The sequence below is a fragment of the Agrobacterium sp. 10T429 genome (assembly GCF_056393925.1).
In genome coordinates this window covers 457,533-472,480 of sequence record NZ_JBFTGV010000002.1, presented here as the reverse complement: position 1 = coordinate 472,480, position 14,948 = coordinate 457,533, and the positions used below count along the sequence as shown (strand labels likewise).

Sequence of the window (14,948 nt, the reverse complement as noted above, 5' to 3'; positions counted from 1 at the left end):
AGAGAGACTGGAAATTTCATGGCAGGTATCGAGCATATCAAGGTCGAGGCCGACGAGGCCGGTATGCGCCTCGATCGCTGGTTCAAGATTCACTATCCGGGTCTGGGGTTCGGGCAGCTGCAAAAGCTTCTGCGCTCCGGACAGGTGCGTGTGGACGGCGGCCGGGTGAAGACGGACGCACGGGTGCAGCCGGGGCAGATGGTGCGTGTGCCGCCTGTTGATTCCGACCTCAAGGTCAAAAGCGGACCAATCGGATCCAGGGACCTCAAACATTCGGCAGACGGCGAACTTCTGGCGCGCATGCTGCTGCATGAGGACGACAAGGTTCTGGTGTTCAATAAGCCGGCCGGCATTGCCGTGCAGGGCGGCTCGGGCGTCAACCGTCACATCGACGGGCTTCTGGAAGCATGGACCAGCCCGAAGGGCGAAAAGCCGCGTCTGGTGCACCGTCTGGACCGTGACACGTCGGGCGTGCTGGTGGTGGCCCGCACCCGAGGTGCTGCGCAGAAGCTGACGGCCGCTTTCCGCGAGCGCGATACCAAGAAGACCTATTGGGCGCTGGTTCGCGGCGTACCGCGCAAGCATCAGGACAAGATTTCCACCTGGCTGGTCAAGGAGCAGACCCCCGACGGCGACCGCATGCGCATTGCCAAGCACGGCGAGGAGGGGGCAGATCACGCCATTTCCTATTACCGTGTTATCGATACCGCCGCGCAGAACCTCGCCTGGCTGGAAATGGAGCCCTATACCGGCCGTACCCACCAGCTGCGCGTTCACGCACTGCATATGGGGCACCCGATCATCGGCGATCCGAAATATTACATCGATGATCCGAACTGGGATTTTCCGGGCGGTGTACAAAAGCGTCTGCACCTGCATGCACGCCATATCGACATTCCGCACCCGAATGGCGGCCGGCTTCGCGTCAGCGCGCCTTTGCCACCGCATATGGTACAGACTTGGAACCTGCTCGGCCTCGACGTGGCCGATGGCGACAGGGAAGGCTGATATCAGATGAAACTCGTTCTTTTCGATTGTGACGGCACGCTGGTCGACAGCGCCGGCCTTATCCATGCCGTCATGGTCGATACCTTTGCCGATTTCGGAAAGCCACGGCCTGATATTGCGCAGACCAAGGCAATTATCGGCCTGACGCTCGACATCGCCATCGCCCGCATGCTCGGTAAGGCGCATGTGGATGACGAGGCGCGCGCGATGACTGAGCGCTATCGGGAAATATATCACCCGATCCGCGCCCGACCTGGCATGATCGAGCCGCTGTTCGACGGTATCGCGCCCTTGATCGACACGCTCGCCAGGCGGGATGAGGTGCTGATCGGCGCGGTCACCGGCAAGGGCCGTCGCGGGTTGACCCATATTCTCGAAACGCATGGTTTTGCCGAGCATTTCATCGTGTCGCGTACGGCGGATGATTGCCCTTCCAAGCCGCATCCGGCCATGGTGATGGAATGTTGCCATGAAACCGGCATGGTTCCGGCCGACACTGTCGTCATCGGCGATGCTATCTATGACATGCAGATGGCAAAGGCCGCCGGCGCAAAGGCCATCGGCGTTGGCTGGGGCTACGCCTCGGTCGATGATCTCTGGAAGGCAGGCGCAGACGCCGTCGTCAGCCATCCGAGCGAAATTCCGGCCCATGTTCCCGCCGATATTCTTGAATGATCCTTTCTATTCGACTGATGAGGACGTGCCATGCGTGATCTCCTGAACGACCTTTCGGAAGGCCTCAGCCACCCCGATCCGATCCTTCGCGCCCAAATCCAGATGCAGCGGCCCCTGCCGAAACGTTTCTATAAGGACGTTACCGTTGCTGACGTGGAAGACGGCGGCTTCACCATCCATCTCGATGGCAAACCTTTGCGCACGCCCGCCAAGAAGCCGCTTGTCTTGCCATCGAAGGCGCTTGCGGATCTGCTTCGCGATGAATGGGATGCGCAGAAAGAAGTGGTGAACCCGGTCGTCATGCCGGTCTCGCGACATGTGAACACCGCCATCGACGGTATCGCCAGCGACACCCAGGCGGTTTTCGAGGACATACTGCGCTTTTCCTCTTCCGATCTCCTGTGCTACCGCGCAGGTCAACCGGAAGCGCTTGTGGCGCGGCAGGCGGACCATTGGGATCCGGTCATCGACTGGGCGGCCAATGTTCTCGGCGCACGCTTCATTCTCGTCGAAGGCGTCATGCATCGCGATCAGCCTCGGGAAGCCGTTGCAGCCTTTGCCGTGACGCTCAAAAAATACGATACGCCGATCGCGCTTGCCGCCCTGCACACCATGACGTCGCTGACCGGCTCCGCCATTCTGGCGCTGGCACTGGCGGAAGGGCAGCTGACGCTGGAGGAAACCTGGGCGCTGGCCCATCTTGACGAGGACTGGACCGCCGAACATTGGGGCGAGGACGAGGAGGCGCTGGAGCGCCGCGCCACCAGGCTCATCGACATGCGTGCAGCACTCAACGTTCTGGAGGCGTTGAAGAGCGCGCCTTAACGCTTTTCTAACCCTGATGACCGAATATGCGGTTACCTCACGTTAGGGGAGCCGCAGATCATGAACACTCGATTGAAACGCCTTGGCATTGTTGTGCTGGCGTGTTTCACGCTCATGTCTTTCAGGCTGGAACCGGAGGCGACCAATGCCGACCGGCTGCTTTATGATGTGCGCGGCGCCTTTGTAGCGGCACGGCCGGATGTAGCGCCGGCATTGATGCAATCCATTCATGCGCAACTACAGAATGCCATCAAAACGACGGCACGCGGCGAAATCAGACCGCGCGTTGTGCTGACCATTCGCCTCGCATCCGTCACCCGCGGCCCCTTCCTGTTTGGAGAACGGGCATCGGCCCGTGTCATCGTTCGTGCGGCCGCCGTGGCGACGGGCGAGGTGATCGCCGAGGCCAAATTCACCGCCACCGTCGTCAGCTTCGACAATCAGTCGATCGAGCAGGATCTCGCTTACGGCGTCGCGGAGCGCGTGATCCGCGAGTTCCGGCTGAGCCGACCCGGACCGACAACGCTCGCGACGGCGTTGTTTCCGTGAACAAGTATGGTTTCCAGATAGAGTTTAAACTGGTTTCACAAGAAGGCCGGTGGCCATGGACTGGAAAGCCTCGACAGCCTTCGGCAGCACCTTCACGGGATCGTCACTGGCGGCGATCCATAGCGCAGCATTAAGTGCAGCGCCGCTTAGAAGCCGGGCAGCAGCTTCCGCATCGACTGACTTGATGACCCCCTGTTCGATGAGGCTCTGAACCGTTTGCTTGGTCGCCTGCAGACAACTGCTMTGGCTAGGCCACTGCGACGGATCACCCAACACCGCAGGCCCGTCGAGCAGAACGATACGTTGTACTTCCGGATCAAGCGCCATTTCGATATAGGCGGCGCCCTCGGCGAGCAAACCTTGCCAATCGTCCTCGGCCAGTGCCCCGATCTCTTGAGCGCGAGACGCCATTTCAGAATCGATCTGATCGACCACCGCCGCCAGCAGCCCACGCTTATCTCCGAAATTGTGATAAAGCGCCCCACGCGTCAGACCAACCTGAGCAGTCAACTCGTCCATTGATGCGGAAGAGTATCCCTTTTCGGCGAAAATCTTTCGTGCAGCCGCGATCAGTTTTACGCGATTTTCCTCCATCGTTTCCGCGCGTCGTTTCGCCATACTCTCCTCAATTTTACATACGTGACGTATACGGGTTGACATACGGAACGTATGCCACCAAATTCAAATACGCACCGTATATCAAATAAGGCGTTATGTGAAGCGCTCGAAGCGTAACGTTCCGCCCAGAGAGTGCACTTGATTACAAAGAAGAGAGATTTAAAAATGGCGAAGCGCGAAGCAATCTTTCCCGCAAACAGACATGCTCTTTACGAGGAGCACGGCTATTCGGCGGCTATCCGATCCGGGGACCTTTTGTTCGTTTCCGGGCAGGTGGGCAGCCGTTCCGATGGAACGCCAGAACCCGATTTTGAACGTCAGGTACAATTGGCTTTCGAAAATCTCAAAGCCATGCTGCATGCAGCGGGTTGTACATTTGATGATATTGTCGACGTGACGACATTCCATACGGACCCCGAAAAACAGTTCGGAACCATCATGGCCGTCAAGGAGCAGATTTTCAGCACGAAGCCTTACCCGAACTGGACTGCAATAGGCGTGAACTGGCTCGCGGGCTTCGATTTCGAGATCAAGGTCATCGCCCGCATTCCTTTGGATGCATAAATCTCCGAAAGCCATGGCGAAGACGGCGTACTGAAAACGCCGTCACGTCGCTGTTCAAGATGTCGGACGAATCCAAACCGCGCAGGTTAAGCTTCCCCTTTCGCAGCCTTAGCCAAGTCGCTCGGCATGCCATTTCAGATGGTCATCCATGAAGCTGGAGATGAAATAATAGGAGTGGTCGTAACGCTCGTGCATGCGCAGCGTCAGGCCGATATCGGTTCCTTTGATCGCCTCTTCGAACAGCCAGGGACGCAGGCCTTTATCGAGGAAACTGTCGGCCTTGCCCTGGTCGATCAGGAATTCCGGAAAACGGGCGCCGTCTTCGACCAGCGAGCAGGCGTCGTATTGCCGCCATGCGGCACGATCCGTTCCGAGATATTTTTCCAGCGCCGGTTCGGACCAGTCGGCAGAGGAGGGGGCGACGATTGGGGCGAAGGCGGAGCAGCTCTTGAAGCGGTCTGGGTTCTTAAGCGCAATCGTCATGGCGCCATGGCCGCCCATCGAATGGCCGAAAATGCCCTGACGGCTCAAATCCGCGCGGAAATGCTGGCCAATGAAGGCTGGCAGCTCTTCCGTCACGTAGCTGTACATATGGTAGTGCTCCGACCAAGGCTCCTGCGTGGCGTCGAGATAAAAGCCCGCGCCCTTGCCCATCTGCCAGTTGGTCACTTCATCAGGCACATCGTTGCCACGCGGGCTGGTATCCGGGCAAACGATGATTAGCCCGAGTTCGGACGCCATGCGGCGATATTCGCCTTTTTCCATGACATTGGCGTGGGTGCAAGTGAGGCCGGAAAGATACCACAGAACCGGGCACGGCTCGCTGATCGCCTTCGGCGGCACATAGACTGCAAATGTCATCTCGCATTTCAGGGTTTCGGATGGGTGCGAAAATACGCCCTGCATGCCGCCAAAGGCCGTATTTTGCGAGATGATATTCATGAAGCGATTCCTTTATGAAGAGTTTTTTCCGGTTCAGCCCGCAAGCGCGACCGCAGCATTGACCGCCGCTGCTACCAGAACCGTGTTGAAGAAGAAGGAGACGATGGAGTGCAACAGCGTGACCTTGCGCATCGGTGTCGTGGTTACAGCAACATCCGAGGTCTGAGCCGTCATGCCGATGACAACAGCGAAATAGAGGAAGTCGTAACCGCAGGGTTCCTTCGTTGCCGGGAAATCCATGCCGCCGCGATGCTTGCGCTTGCCATCAACGGTTTCCGGACGCCAGTAAAGATGGGCGTAGTGCAAGGCGGTCATGGTGTGGATTGTCAGCCACCCGAAAATCACGGAGCCGAAGGCGAGCAGCAGCGTCCAGACGGTTTCGCCGGAATGGTTGAGTGCCTGGAAAAGTGAAACGACGGCGACGGTGGCAGCGATCAGCGTAATGGCGATGATGGCCATTGCCGGCAGGTCATCACTATCGGCATGCGCTTTCAGGTGCTGGGCCGTTAATTTCGGAAGCCGAAAGGCCACCAGCCCGAGATAGGTCAGGAAAAACAGAATGGCTGCAATTTCGATGGCGAGCGGCCGTGCGAATGCCAGCGCCAAGCCAAGGCCGAAGGCGCCAACAAAAAGAGCGACGAAGAAAGGCTTATGGCGGCTGTAGGTGTTGCTATGCGGATTGGCCGGGGTCATGGGCTGCGCCTTCCTGTTTACGCGGTCATTTTTTGACACGGCGGCAGAAACGGTCAAGCGTCTCCAGAAAAGCAGACCGGTCGCGCGGCGAAAAAGCCGCGTTATATCCCTTGCTCTCACCGGTTTCGCGCAGGTGTGCGCCAAGGTCGCGCATCGCAGTTGCCATGCCGATGTTGGTTTGGTCGAAAACGCGGCCGGTCGGTCCTGTCACCAGCGCGCCCCTGGCAACGCAACGCCCGGCGAGCGGCACATCGGCGGTAATGACGATATCGTTTTCGCCCGCACGCTCCGCAATCCAGTCATCCGCCGCATCGAAACCGGCCGATACGATCACGTTTTTCACCATCGGATCGCGCGACGGGCGCAAACCGGAATTGGCAACGAATGTCACCTCCAGCCCATGCCGTTCCGCCACCTTGAGAATCTCGGGTTTCACGGGGCAGGCGTCGGCATCGACATAGATTTGCGGGGTCTGCGACATGGGCACTCTTCGAGGATCATTTATGCATCGCTTTTAAGGGCAAACGCTGCGATTACCAAGCCGCCATCTGTGAAAATATGGCGACAGGCAGGGTAAGGAATACGCTTGCGACCTTCACACAAGTCCAGTATGTTCACTTTATGTTCCTGATGTGAGGTATTCCCGATGCTGGAAGAATTCATCGTGCAGGCCAAGTCCGCCACTTATGTGGGCGGCGGCAACAAATCCTCGACGCCCACCCGCATCGGCTCACACGACCTAGGTTTTCAAAGCGGCGACTGGAACTATATCGATAGCTATTTCGGCGGAACCGACTTCATCGGTCAGGAGGTCGTCTGGCATCAGGGAATTCCACTTTGGGCCATGAATTATTACGGCCGCATCATCCGCCCTGAGCTAATCGACGGCACGGTGGCGGGCAGGGTGATCCAGCGATCGCTTTCCACGCTATACAGGGAAGGGCGCTTCCTCGGCGGCTTCACCCACGAGGTCGAAGACATGATCTATGTCGATACCAATGAGGGCGAATTCCGGACTTTTACCGGCGTGGAGCGCATATATCGGGACAGCGTTGAGGTGTACCGGCTCGACTACCACGGCGGCGTGATAAAGCCGTAGCTGCGCCGCGAGTAAGATTAAAGAGGGACGATGGAGATCCATCGCCCCCTTTATCGATTTCAAATCAGCCGGGCTGCTTCGTCTTGCGTAGGTATGGAAGAACAGTGTCATAGGAGCCGAAACGGGCAATCGCATCCTCGTTGGAGACGGCGGCGGTGATAATGACGTCTTCGCCCTGTTTCCAGTTTGCCGGTGTCGCCACCTGATGTTTAGAAGTCAGCTGGATGGAATCGATCGCGCGAAGAATTTCGTCGAAGTTGCGCCCGGTGGTCATCGGGTAGGTGAGGACCAGCTTGATCTTCTTGTCGGGACCGACAACGAAGACGGAGCGCACGGTGGCGTTGTCAGCCGGCGTGCGGCCTTCGGAACTGTCACCAGCGCCCGCCGGCAGCATGTCATAGAGCTTCGCGACTTTCAGGTCCTTGTCGCCGATCAGCGGATAATCGACATTAAAGCCGGTCGCGGTGCGGATGTCGTTTTTCCATTTCTCATGGCTTTCGACCGGATCGACCGAAATGCCGATGATCTTGACGCCGCGCTTTTCGAATTCCGGCTGCAGGCCGCCCATCGCGCCGAGTTCCGTGGTGCAGACCGGCGTGAAATTCTTCGGATGTGAAAACAGGACCGCCCAGCCGTCGCCGATCCATTCGTGAAAGCTCACCGGACCGTGTGTGGTCTCGGCGGTGAAATCGGGTGCGATGTCGTTTATACGCAGGCTCATCTGATGGTTTCTCCCTAATGATTTAAATTGAAATCCTGAAGGTTTTGGCAATCCGCGTCCGGCGCAGGAGCTTAGAGTTTTTGCGTGAAATGGCCAGCCCTTTCCACGGCAAACGGCACGCTAATGACCTGTCATGGAAACGTACAAGGATTGTTTTCGTTCTGGCAAACGCCTATTCTGACGCGCTGCCTTTTCCGGCCGGCGCAAAAAGCTGATGCTCGACCACAATGAGCCAATAGTCTCCAAACAGACGCGATGGGGAACAGCAATGACGATCACGATTACCGCTTTTGAACGCTCGCCCGATGGCGGCAAGGGTCTGGCCCGCGACATGCGCGTCCGCTGGGCGCTGGAGGAAGCGGGACTGTCCTACGATGTTCGCCTTCTCTCCTTCAAGGCGATGCGGGAACCTGCGCATCTGGCACTTCAGCCGTTCGGACAGATCCCGACCTATGAGGAGGGCGACCTCGTACTGTTCGAATCCGGCGCGATCATTTTCCACATCGCGGAGCGCAATGCCGGCCTGTTGCCGCGGGATGTGAATGCGCGGGCACGGGCGATAACCTGGATGTTCGCCGCGCTCAACACAGTGGAGCCGCCAATCGTTGACCGCTCGATTGCCCGATTTCTGGAGGGCGACAAGAGCTGGTACGAAGAGCGCTTAGCGATGATCGATAAAAATATCCGCAAACGGCTCGGCGAACTCTCCCGCTGCCTCGGTGACGACGACTGGCTCGACGGTGCGTTCAGCGCTGGAGATCTGTTGATGATATCGGTGCTGCAAAGGATAAAAAGCTCAGGCATCCTCGACGAATATCCAAACCTTTCAGCCTATGTGGCTCGCGGTGAGGCGCGTCCGGCCTATCAACGCGCCTTTGCCGACCAGCTTGCCGTCTTCAAGGCCGCCTCGAGCGCTTGAACGTCGGTGAATAGCGAGGGCCTTAGGTAAGAACCCACTACACTGTCTGTACAGGATCGCCCGCCCTCAAAGGCTCCCGCAGCCGCTTCGGTGATTGTTGTGCCTCTATCGCAGCCGGTTCTACTTCTTGATTGAAATTGAAATCTGCGATAGTGCTAATATTGAGGTACGTACCTCAAACTTAGAAGCAGCTCAAATGCGGACAGAGAAGAACAATCGATATGTCAGCAATATCTAGGCGTTTTCGTCTGGTGAAGCTGATGGGAACAACGGGGCAACGTCACAAGGGTGAGGTATGATGACGGCGTTTGAACTTGATCCGGAATTTGCAATAACAGATGAGCCATCGCTTCGAGGATTGTTCGAGGCCACCCACGCGCTGGCGATATTGAAGTGTCAGGACACCATTGGCGAGCATGCGCGGGAATTTATCAGACGCTCTCCGTTCCTGTGCATAGGAACGCAGAATCTGGCGGGAAGTGCTGACGTAAGCCCTCGTGGCGACCCTGCGGGGTTCGTCAAGATTCTTGATGAACGCACACTCGCGATACCGGATCGGCCGGGTAACAATCGTCTGGATACGTTGACAAATATCATTGCCAATCCAAGCGTCGGGCTGTTGTTTGTCATACCGGGATTTGACGACACGTTGCGTGTGAACGGGCAGGCAAAGCTCGCAACCGACCCGGAACTTCTGAGAAGCATGAGCATCAATGATCGTGCGCCCAAACTCGCGATTGTCGTCAGGGTGAGTGAGGTTTTCATGCATTGCGCCAAGGCGTTTCGGCGGTCTCATTTGTGGAGCCCGGATCATTTTCAGGATCGCTCCGAGATGCCGTCGCTCATCAAAATCATCCTTGACGAAACGACGGGGGCGCCCAGCAACAAGGATGAGATGCGGAAATTGGATGACGATCTGGAAAAGGACTACCAGAGAACACTTTATTAGCTATTTTCGAGGGGAAGCGGTGCGGCTCCTGTTGTCTGCAGCAGCCCTGAAAGGGATCATGCGCCGAAGCGTTGGATCTTTGCGGACGAAATGGTGCCACAGCGCTGCTGCCACATGAAGAACGACGATAACTGCGGCAAGATAGGCCAGAGTGGCGTGAACCTCAGTCCAGAAGGCCTCGGCTTGGTCGGAGATCGCCATGGGTAGTCCCGGCACGACGACAAGATCGAAGACATAACTGGGGATCTGCAGAGGAGACGTCGACGCGACGGCCCAACCGGCAAGGGGAACGGCAAGAGTAAGGAACAGCAGCGCGGCGTGAGCCGACCGTGCGGCTAACCTCGAAGCCATCCCTTCACCATCCAGAGCCCGCGGTTTCCTGCTGAAAACCGACCAGATGAAGCGGGGGGCGGCAAGGGCCAGAACCAGAAACCCAATCGACTTGTGATACTGAAAAAGATTGAACTGAAGCACCGGATCGATGTCGCGGCTCATAAAATATCCCAGCGCAAGCTGCGCGAGGAATAGGAGCGCGATCGTCCAATGGAAAACGATCGCCACCAAACCAAAGGAGGCGGGCGTGTTTCGCCATCTCCTTACGCCGCTCGTCGCTCTATCGGAATGACCCTTGAGATATTGCATCGGCTAACTCAGCTGTTGATAGGTGTCTTTGGCAATAGCATCCATGCGGTCAGACGGCAGGCTGCCGACCAGAGCGCAGCGGATTGTTTCGTCATCCCAGGACACTGTTTCCAGCGCGTCGACATTGGAGCGCCGCATGGCGGTATCGCTCGTTTCAGCCGCAGCCACGATGTAAAGAGTGACACGCTGCCCACTTTTGTCTTCATACATCAGTTGAGCTGCGGCGCCTTCGGAACTGGGCAGCACCCGGCCGCCGACAAGGGACAAGCCATGGTGGGTGAGGTCCGGCACGTTCAGTTTACGGTCGAGCCGTTTTGACAGCCATTTCGGCAGGCTGGAACCGTTCTCGGCATCAGCCCGAACTTCGACAGGGTGCAGAACCTCGCTTGCAAACAACTTATGCGCCTGTGTCGCATCCGCCACGATGGAATGGGCAGGTGCCTCGACCTCCGACACAAGTCCGCGCCCGAACCAGCCACCTGTCAGTCCAACTGCCAGAACGAGAACGGATGCCGCTGCCAGATTGCGCCAATTTGCACGCTCCGATCGCAAGCGCCGCTCCATCCGATAAACATCGAGGCGCTCGGGTAAAACATCGACATCAGCAGGGCGATAGAGAGCCGTAAGTGTCGCATTCTGCCGCTGCCATATCTCGACCTTGCGCGCATCGGCCGGATTGGAGGCGAGGTGTGAGCGAACGGCATCACGTCGCTGGTCTTCGAGCTGCCCGTCGACATAGGATATCAGATCGGCTTCGGTTATCTGCGGCTCGTTGCCAGTCATTTTATCACCTTGAGATTTGGCTGGTCTTCCTGGGTCATGCGGGCCAAGGCTGTTCGGGCGCGCCCCAGACGGGACATCAAAGTGCCCAACGGAATTTCCAGAACCTTTGCCGCTTCCGCATAGCTCAGGCCTTCGACGACGACGAGGAGGAGGGCCTCACGGTGCTCGCCTGACAGTTTTTCGATGGCACGGGCCATTTCGGCAAGCGCGATCCGGCCCGTCTGCGGCGCCGGCACAAACATGTGTTCGGCAACATCATCAATCGGGATTTGCGAGGGCCGGCGGTTTCTGCCGCGCAGATTGTTGCGGTAAACGTTGACCAGCACCCGGTACAACCATGGACGTAACGGCCCCTGCGGCCGCCACAGCGCCTTTTTGCGGATGGCTCTTTCCAGGCAGTCCTGAACGAGATCGTCAGCCGTGTCACGGTCGTGCGTGAGCGCATTCGCGTAACGTCGAAGCGCCGGTATGCAACTTGTGATCTCGTCAAGAAAATCAGGCATCGGTGCTATTCCTTGGCAACGTGCCAGACGCCACCAACACCATCACCTGTGACATCGCCGGGCTTCTTGTCCATCTGCCAATGATACAGCGGCTTTCCATCATGCGACCACTGCATCGTGCCATCCCTGCGGGCGAGTGGTCTGTAGTCGCCATCCGCCTGKTCGGTTTTGGCAGCCGCAAGCGGCGGCCATTTCTTCGCGCAGCCGTCATAGCAGGCTGACGAGCCATTGCCATCATTGTCGAATGTATAAAGGGTCATGCCCTTGGCGTCAGTCAGGATCGTGCCCTTTGCCGTCGCCGTTTCAACCACCGCGCCACCGGCATATGGTTCGGCAAGCGCGGCAGTGGAGGCGAGCGCGAGAGCGCCTGCCAGAATGAAATGATGTTCACGCATGAGATCGTCCTTTGAGAGGTAACGGTGCGGACACCATGTCCGATACAAGACAGAACACCGGCCAGCGTCCATTAATCCCGTCCCGCCGATTTTTTTGACGTTCCGTCGTTTTTATCTGACGCCCTTCAAATCTATGTCGAAGGCAACCGTGTTCGAATAGAGCGGCACGCCAACACCCATGCCATAGGGAAGGCGAGGGATATTTCCGGTGACATGGAAGGTGACAGAACCCTTTTGCTGCTCAACGAATGTTGCGTGAAACGTCTCGGCTCTGGAGACGCCTCGGGCCGTGAGCACGCCTTCAACGACCGCGCTGCGCGGCCCGTCCTGCGTAACGCGGTTGGAGCGAAACACGATCTGCGGATAGGCGGCGATGTTGAAAACTGCGCTGGACCGCAGGAAATTTTCCACCCGTTCCTGGCCTGTCTTCACGCTGGAAGGGTTCAAACTGATTTCTACATAGGACTTGGACGGTTGGTCCGGATCGATATCGAAGCGGCCGGATATATCGGGAATAGTGCCGTTGATGCCCGGACCGGCAACCTGCGCAATCGAAAACCCAATGTGCGAGGCGGGATCGATACGGTAACGTCCGGCGGCGGACGAAAACGGGCTTGCAGATACAGGCGTGCAGGCCAATGTGGCAATAACGAGTGTGATGGAGTAGAGGTGCTTCACGGCGCAGGCTCCTTCATGAGTACGTGATCGTACCCGTGAGAACACCGCTGGCCACTATTTAATCCCCATCAGTTCCGACAGATCATCAAAATCTTTGCCGCATCAGCCAAAGCATGGGCATTTCGTCAGCGGGGGGCGGGTGAGGGAATGCCTATTCGGCTTTAGTTTCCTCAGCAGGGTGCATAATCTGCCTTGGCAATCAACAGGCATTCCGGGTATGAGATCAAACCCTAAGTGCAGGATAATCCCACGATGACTGCAAACGGCGACGGGCCTCTTTTACAAGGTCAAGGTAGTCTGCCCTGAAGGGTGCAACCAGCTGCTTTTCGAGACCGGCAAGCAGTCCGTGCAGCACAGCGCATTCGGCAGGGCTCTCGAAACAGGACGCGCTTGGCGTGGGAGCGCTGCTCTCTTTGCACCAACGAGAAAGAAGCTCAAAAAGAACCAGAGCTTCGTCTGGAGCAAGGTGGATTTGTGTATGATCGGAAGAAGTTTGTTGTTCGTCTTTCATAACGTGAAACTCGCATGCGCCGCTGACGTCTGCAATAGACCGCTGGCATTCAACGTCGCCAGTTCATTCCGCCGCTTCCATCCGCGCCAGCGCCTTCTGCCTTTTGGCAATCACCTCCTGGTCGTTCATGAAGTCCGTCCGCCGGCCGGGCTTGCGGCCGCGCTTCCGTGCTGTAGTAGCCGTCATAATCTGGCAGTTCACGGTCATGAAACGTGTTGCGCTTGATCTCACGGTAAATGGTCGAGCGATGACGGCCAAGCTGACGCGCCATCTCGTTGACGGGAACCTTTGCCGCCACCAGATGATGAAGACGGCGGCGATCGGCAAGGGTGATCTGCGTATAGCATCGGGACATGCCAAAATCTCCAAAGTGAAGCCATTGAAATCATTGGCATGTCGCACTTGAAAATAGAATGTACCTCGCCACATACGATAATCGCATAAGATAGATTATGGAACTTTTTCTGGTTTAAATGTCTTGTGTTTTCAGTCCAAATGACCCTTTAGGCAACCTTCAGAACTCGTTTTGAACCTTATCTGGTTGTCGCGTTATCGCACTGAGTCGAAGCGTAACGAATCCTTTCGCTCTAGACAAAACACCACTCAATTCCGCCTCACATTATTGCCTCAAGCGATACTGATGGAGGTCGCTCTTGCTGCGAGTATGCCTTGTCAGTCGATAAGCAGGCTATGATCTTCAACCACATCTACATTGTACGGTTGATCAGTATTGAGCTTGCTGACGTCAATCGGCGCGGTGCAGGTCGCCGTTTACTTCAACAGCCAAAATGGCAACAGCAAAACCCATATCTATGACCCAGAACGCCAAGGCGGTCCGCTATTAGAAGAGCCGGTAAGGCGGCGTGACGACGCAACCATCTCTGAGAAGACGGCGTCACCCTCGCCCGTTTCTCGACCTTCCACCAAGTGACGTCAGACCCGGGCCCTTCGCGGCGAGATACACGATTGTGAACCCTAAGGCGTTTTCCAGGTCTTCAACAGCATTTCCACGAATTTCTCCGCGGCGGGAGATAAGGCGCTGCTTCTTCTTTGCACGATACCGATGGTTCGGGAGACCACGGGATTAACGATCGGCCGCGTAACTAGGAAAGGATGGTCATCCTGTGGGGTAGCCAGTCGCGGCAACACGGAAATCCCCAACCCAGCCTCCACCAGGCCAAGCGACGTATTGAGATGGGTCACCTCGTAGAACCAGTTCAGCTTTAGATTGTGCCGCGCGAGTGCGCCATCCAGAAGCGTTCTATTGCCGCTGGAGCGATCGACGACAACCAGCGGGTAAGGCTCCAGTTGATTCCATTGGATCGTTTCGAAAGCCGCCAGAGGATGGTCTTTCCGCATCGCCAGCACAAATGGGTCATCGATGAGAGGTTCGAATGCCAGGTCTGGATCAGAATTACCCATGAGGTTTATCCCGAACTCCACCTCGCCCCGCGCAACCGCCTGCAGCCCCTCGTTTGCCGTAAGGTCTCTGATACGCAGCCTAATATGCGGATATTGCTTGCTAAATGTTCTGATCACGGTGGGTAGAAAATAAAACGCTGCGGTTGGAACGCAGGCCATCGTGATGAGGCCGCGCCGATGTGCACCATCTTTCATCGCAAAAAGCGATCCGTCGAACTCTTCCAGCATGCGCCGGACAAGCGGCATTACCTCCTGACCCATCGCTGTCGGGGCAACGTGGCGTGTGGTCCTTTCCAGGAGTGGCGCGCCAATGGCCTGTTCCAGTTTCTGGATGCGCCGGGTAAGCGCCGGTTGCGAAATATGCAACGCGTCGGCAGCCCTATGAAAACTTTCAAGCTCAACTACTGCTTGAAATGCTCTTAGATCCAGAATTTCGCAATTGATGCTCATAT

Annotated in this window: 20 protein-coding genes and 1 pseudogene; 8 read left to right on the top strand and 13 right to left on the bottom strand. The window is 57.1% G+C overall.

Annotated elements, in window-relative coordinates; genetic code table 11:
* Positions 1–18 precede the first annotated feature (18 nt).
* The 4 genes from AC1DCP_RS07320 to AC1DCP_RS07305 are packed head-to-tail and all read left to right on the top strand — an operon-like array spanning position 19 to position 3,057.
* The gene (locus AC1DCP_RS07320; protein ID WP_003512960.1) at positions 19–1,008 is read left to right on the top strand and encodes an RluA family pseudouridine synthase; all 990 of its coding nucleotides are present in this window, start codon (positions 19–21) and stop codon (positions 1,006–1,008) included.
* Between the two features lie 6 nt (positions 1,009–1,014).
* Entirely contained in the window at positions 1,015–1,683 is a 669-nt protein-coding gene (locus AC1DCP_RS07315; RefSeq protein WP_065688280.1) for an HAD family hydrolase, read from the top strand.
* 30 nt (positions 1,684–1,713) lie between these two features.
* Positions 1,714–2,508 (top strand): ATP12 family chaperone protein, encoded by a 795-nt coding sequence (locus tag AC1DCP_RS07310; RefSeq protein ID WP_003512964.1) that lies wholly within the window; start codon positions 1,714–1,716, stop codon positions 2,506–2,508.
* Positions 2,509–2,568: 60 nt separating this feature from the next.
* Positions 2,569–3,057 (top strand): hypothetical protein, encoded by a 489-nt coding sequence (locus tag AC1DCP_RS07305; RefSeq protein WP_013636057.1) that lies wholly within the window; start codon positions 2,569–2,571, stop codon positions 3,055–3,057.
* Between the two features lie 24 nt (positions 3,058–3,081).
* On the opposite strand, the gene AC1DCP_RS07300 is transcribed toward AC1DCP_RS07305, so the two are convergent.
* A complete protein-coding gene (locus AC1DCP_RS07300; protein WP_476774235.1) occupies positions 3,082–3,675 on the bottom strand; it encodes a TetR/AcrR family transcriptional regulator in 594 nt (197 codons plus the stop codon).
* A gap of 165 nt (positions 3,676–3,840) precedes the next feature.
* On the opposite strand from AC1DCP_RS07300, the gene AC1DCP_RS07295 reads away from it, so the two are divergent.
* On the top strand, positions 3,841–4,239 hold the full coding sequence (locus tag AC1DCP_RS07295) for a RidA family protein (RefSeq protein WP_476774203.1): 399 nt from the start codon (positions 3,841–3,843) through the stop codon (positions 4,237–4,239).
* 108 nt (positions 4,240–4,347) lie between these two features.
* Here AC1DCP_RS07295 and fghA read toward each other — a convergent pair whose 3' ends face one another.
* Genes fghA through AC1DCP_RS07280 form a run of 3 tightly spaced genes read right to left on the bottom strand, consistent with a single transcriptional unit; the run spans position 4,348 to position 6,355 of the window.
* Entirely contained in the window at positions 4,348–5,181 is an 834-nt protein-coding gene (fghA, locus tag AC1DCP_RS07290; protein WP_065688283.1) for an S-formylglutathione hydrolase, read from the bottom strand.
* A 33-nt stretch (positions 5,182–5,214) separates the two neighbouring features.
* Positions 5,215–5,874 (bottom strand): DUF1345 domain-containing protein, encoded by a 660-nt coding sequence (locus AC1DCP_RS07285; protein ID WP_003512974.1) that lies wholly within the window; start codon positions 5,872–5,874, stop codon positions 5,215–5,217.
* 25 nt (positions 5,875–5,899) lie between these two features.
* Positions 5,900–6,355, bottom strand: coding sequence for a YaiI/YqxD family protein (locus AC1DCP_RS07280; RefSeq protein WP_003512976.1), 456 nt, complete (start codon positions 6,353–6,355; stop codon positions 5,900–5,902).
* Between the two features lie 165 nt (positions 6,356–6,520).
* Between AC1DCP_RS07280 and AC1DCP_RS07275 the strand changes: the two genes are divergently transcribed.
* Positions 6,521–6,973 (top strand): DUF5680 domain-containing protein, encoded by a 453-nt coding sequence (locus AC1DCP_RS07275; protein ID WP_003512978.1) that lies wholly within the window; start codon positions 6,521–6,523, stop codon positions 6,971–6,973.
* A 64-nt stretch (positions 6,974–7,037) separates the two neighbouring features.
* Here the strand turns inward: AC1DCP_RS07275 and AC1DCP_RS07270 are convergent, their stop codons facing one another.
* A complete protein-coding gene (locus AC1DCP_RS07270; RefSeq protein WP_003512980.1) occupies positions 7,038–7,694 on the bottom strand; it encodes a peroxiredoxin in 657 nt (218 codons plus the stop codon).
* A 268-nt stretch (positions 7,695–7,962) separates the two neighbouring features.
* Between AC1DCP_RS07270 and AC1DCP_RS07265 the strand changes: the two genes are divergently transcribed.
* Both AC1DCP_RS07265 and AC1DCP_RS07260 read left to right on the top strand, forming a co-directional pair.
* Positions 7,963–8,613: a glutathione S-transferase family protein gene (locus AC1DCP_RS07265; protein WP_065688284.1), complete on the top strand. Its 651-nt coding sequence runs from the start codon at positions 7,963–7,965 to the stop codon at positions 8,611–8,613.
* 298 nt (positions 8,614–8,911) lie between these two features.
* A complete protein-coding gene (locus tag AC1DCP_RS07260; protein ID WP_013636066.1) occupies positions 8,912–9,562 on the top strand; it encodes a pyridoxamine 5'-phosphate oxidase family protein in 651 nt (216 codons plus the stop codon).
* On the opposite strand, the gene AC1DCP_RS07255 is transcribed toward AC1DCP_RS07260, so the two are convergent.
* The 8 genes and pseudogenes from AC1DCP_RS07255 to AC1DCP_RS07220 form a co-directional block, all read right to left on the bottom strand.
* Complete coding sequence (locus AC1DCP_RS07255; RefSeq protein WP_065688285.1) at positions 9,563–10,204, bottom strand: cytochrome b; 642 nt, start codon at positions 10,202–10,204, stop codon at positions 9,563–9,565.
* A 3-nt stretch (positions 10,205–10,207) separates the two neighbouring features.
* Positions 10,208–10,987 carry an anti-sigma factor family protein gene (locus tag AC1DCP_RS07250; RefSeq protein WP_019567423.1) on the bottom strand — a complete coding sequence of 260 codons (780 nt, stop codon included), beginning with the start codon at positions 10,985–10,987 and terminating at the stop codon, positions 10,208–10,210.
* The gene (locus AC1DCP_RS07245; protein ID WP_065688286.1) at positions 10,984–11,490 is read right to left on the bottom strand and encodes a sigma-70 family RNA polymerase sigma factor; all 507 of its coding nucleotides are present in this window, start codon (positions 11,488–11,490) and stop codon (positions 10,984–10,986) included. Before AC1DCP_RS07245 ends, AC1DCP_RS07250 begins: the two co-directional genes overlap by 4 nt.
* Before the next feature lie 5 nt (positions 11,491–11,495).
* Entirely contained in the window at positions 11,496–11,885 is a 390-nt protein-coding gene (locus tag AC1DCP_RS07240) for a COG4315 family predicted lipoprotein (RefSeq protein WP_476774202.1), read from the bottom strand.
* Positions 11,886–11,996: 111 nt separating this feature from the next.
* Complete coding sequence (locus AC1DCP_RS07235; protein WP_038490955.1) at positions 11,997–12,563, bottom strand: YceI family protein; 567 nt, start codon at positions 12,561–12,563, stop codon at positions 11,997–11,999.
* A 223-nt stretch (positions 12,564–12,786) separates the two neighbouring features.
* Positions 12,787–13,074 (bottom strand): hypothetical protein, encoded by a 288-nt coding sequence (locus tag AC1DCP_RS07230; protein ID WP_075807477.1) that lies wholly within the window; start codon positions 13,072–13,074, stop codon positions 12,787–12,789.
* 145 nt (positions 13,075–13,219) lie between these two features.
* Positions 13,220–13,429, bottom strand: a pseudogene (locus AC1DCP_RS07225) (helix-turn-helix domain-containing protein); the annotation flags it as partial.
* Positions 13,430–14,049: 620 nt separating this feature from the next.
* The gene (locus AC1DCP_RS07220) at positions 14,050–14,946 is read right to left on the bottom strand and encodes a LysR family transcriptional regulator (RefSeq protein WP_065687383.1); all 897 of its coding nucleotides are present in this window, start codon (positions 14,944–14,946) and stop codon (positions 14,050–14,052) included.
* Positions 14,947–14,948: the final 2 nt, after the last annotated feature.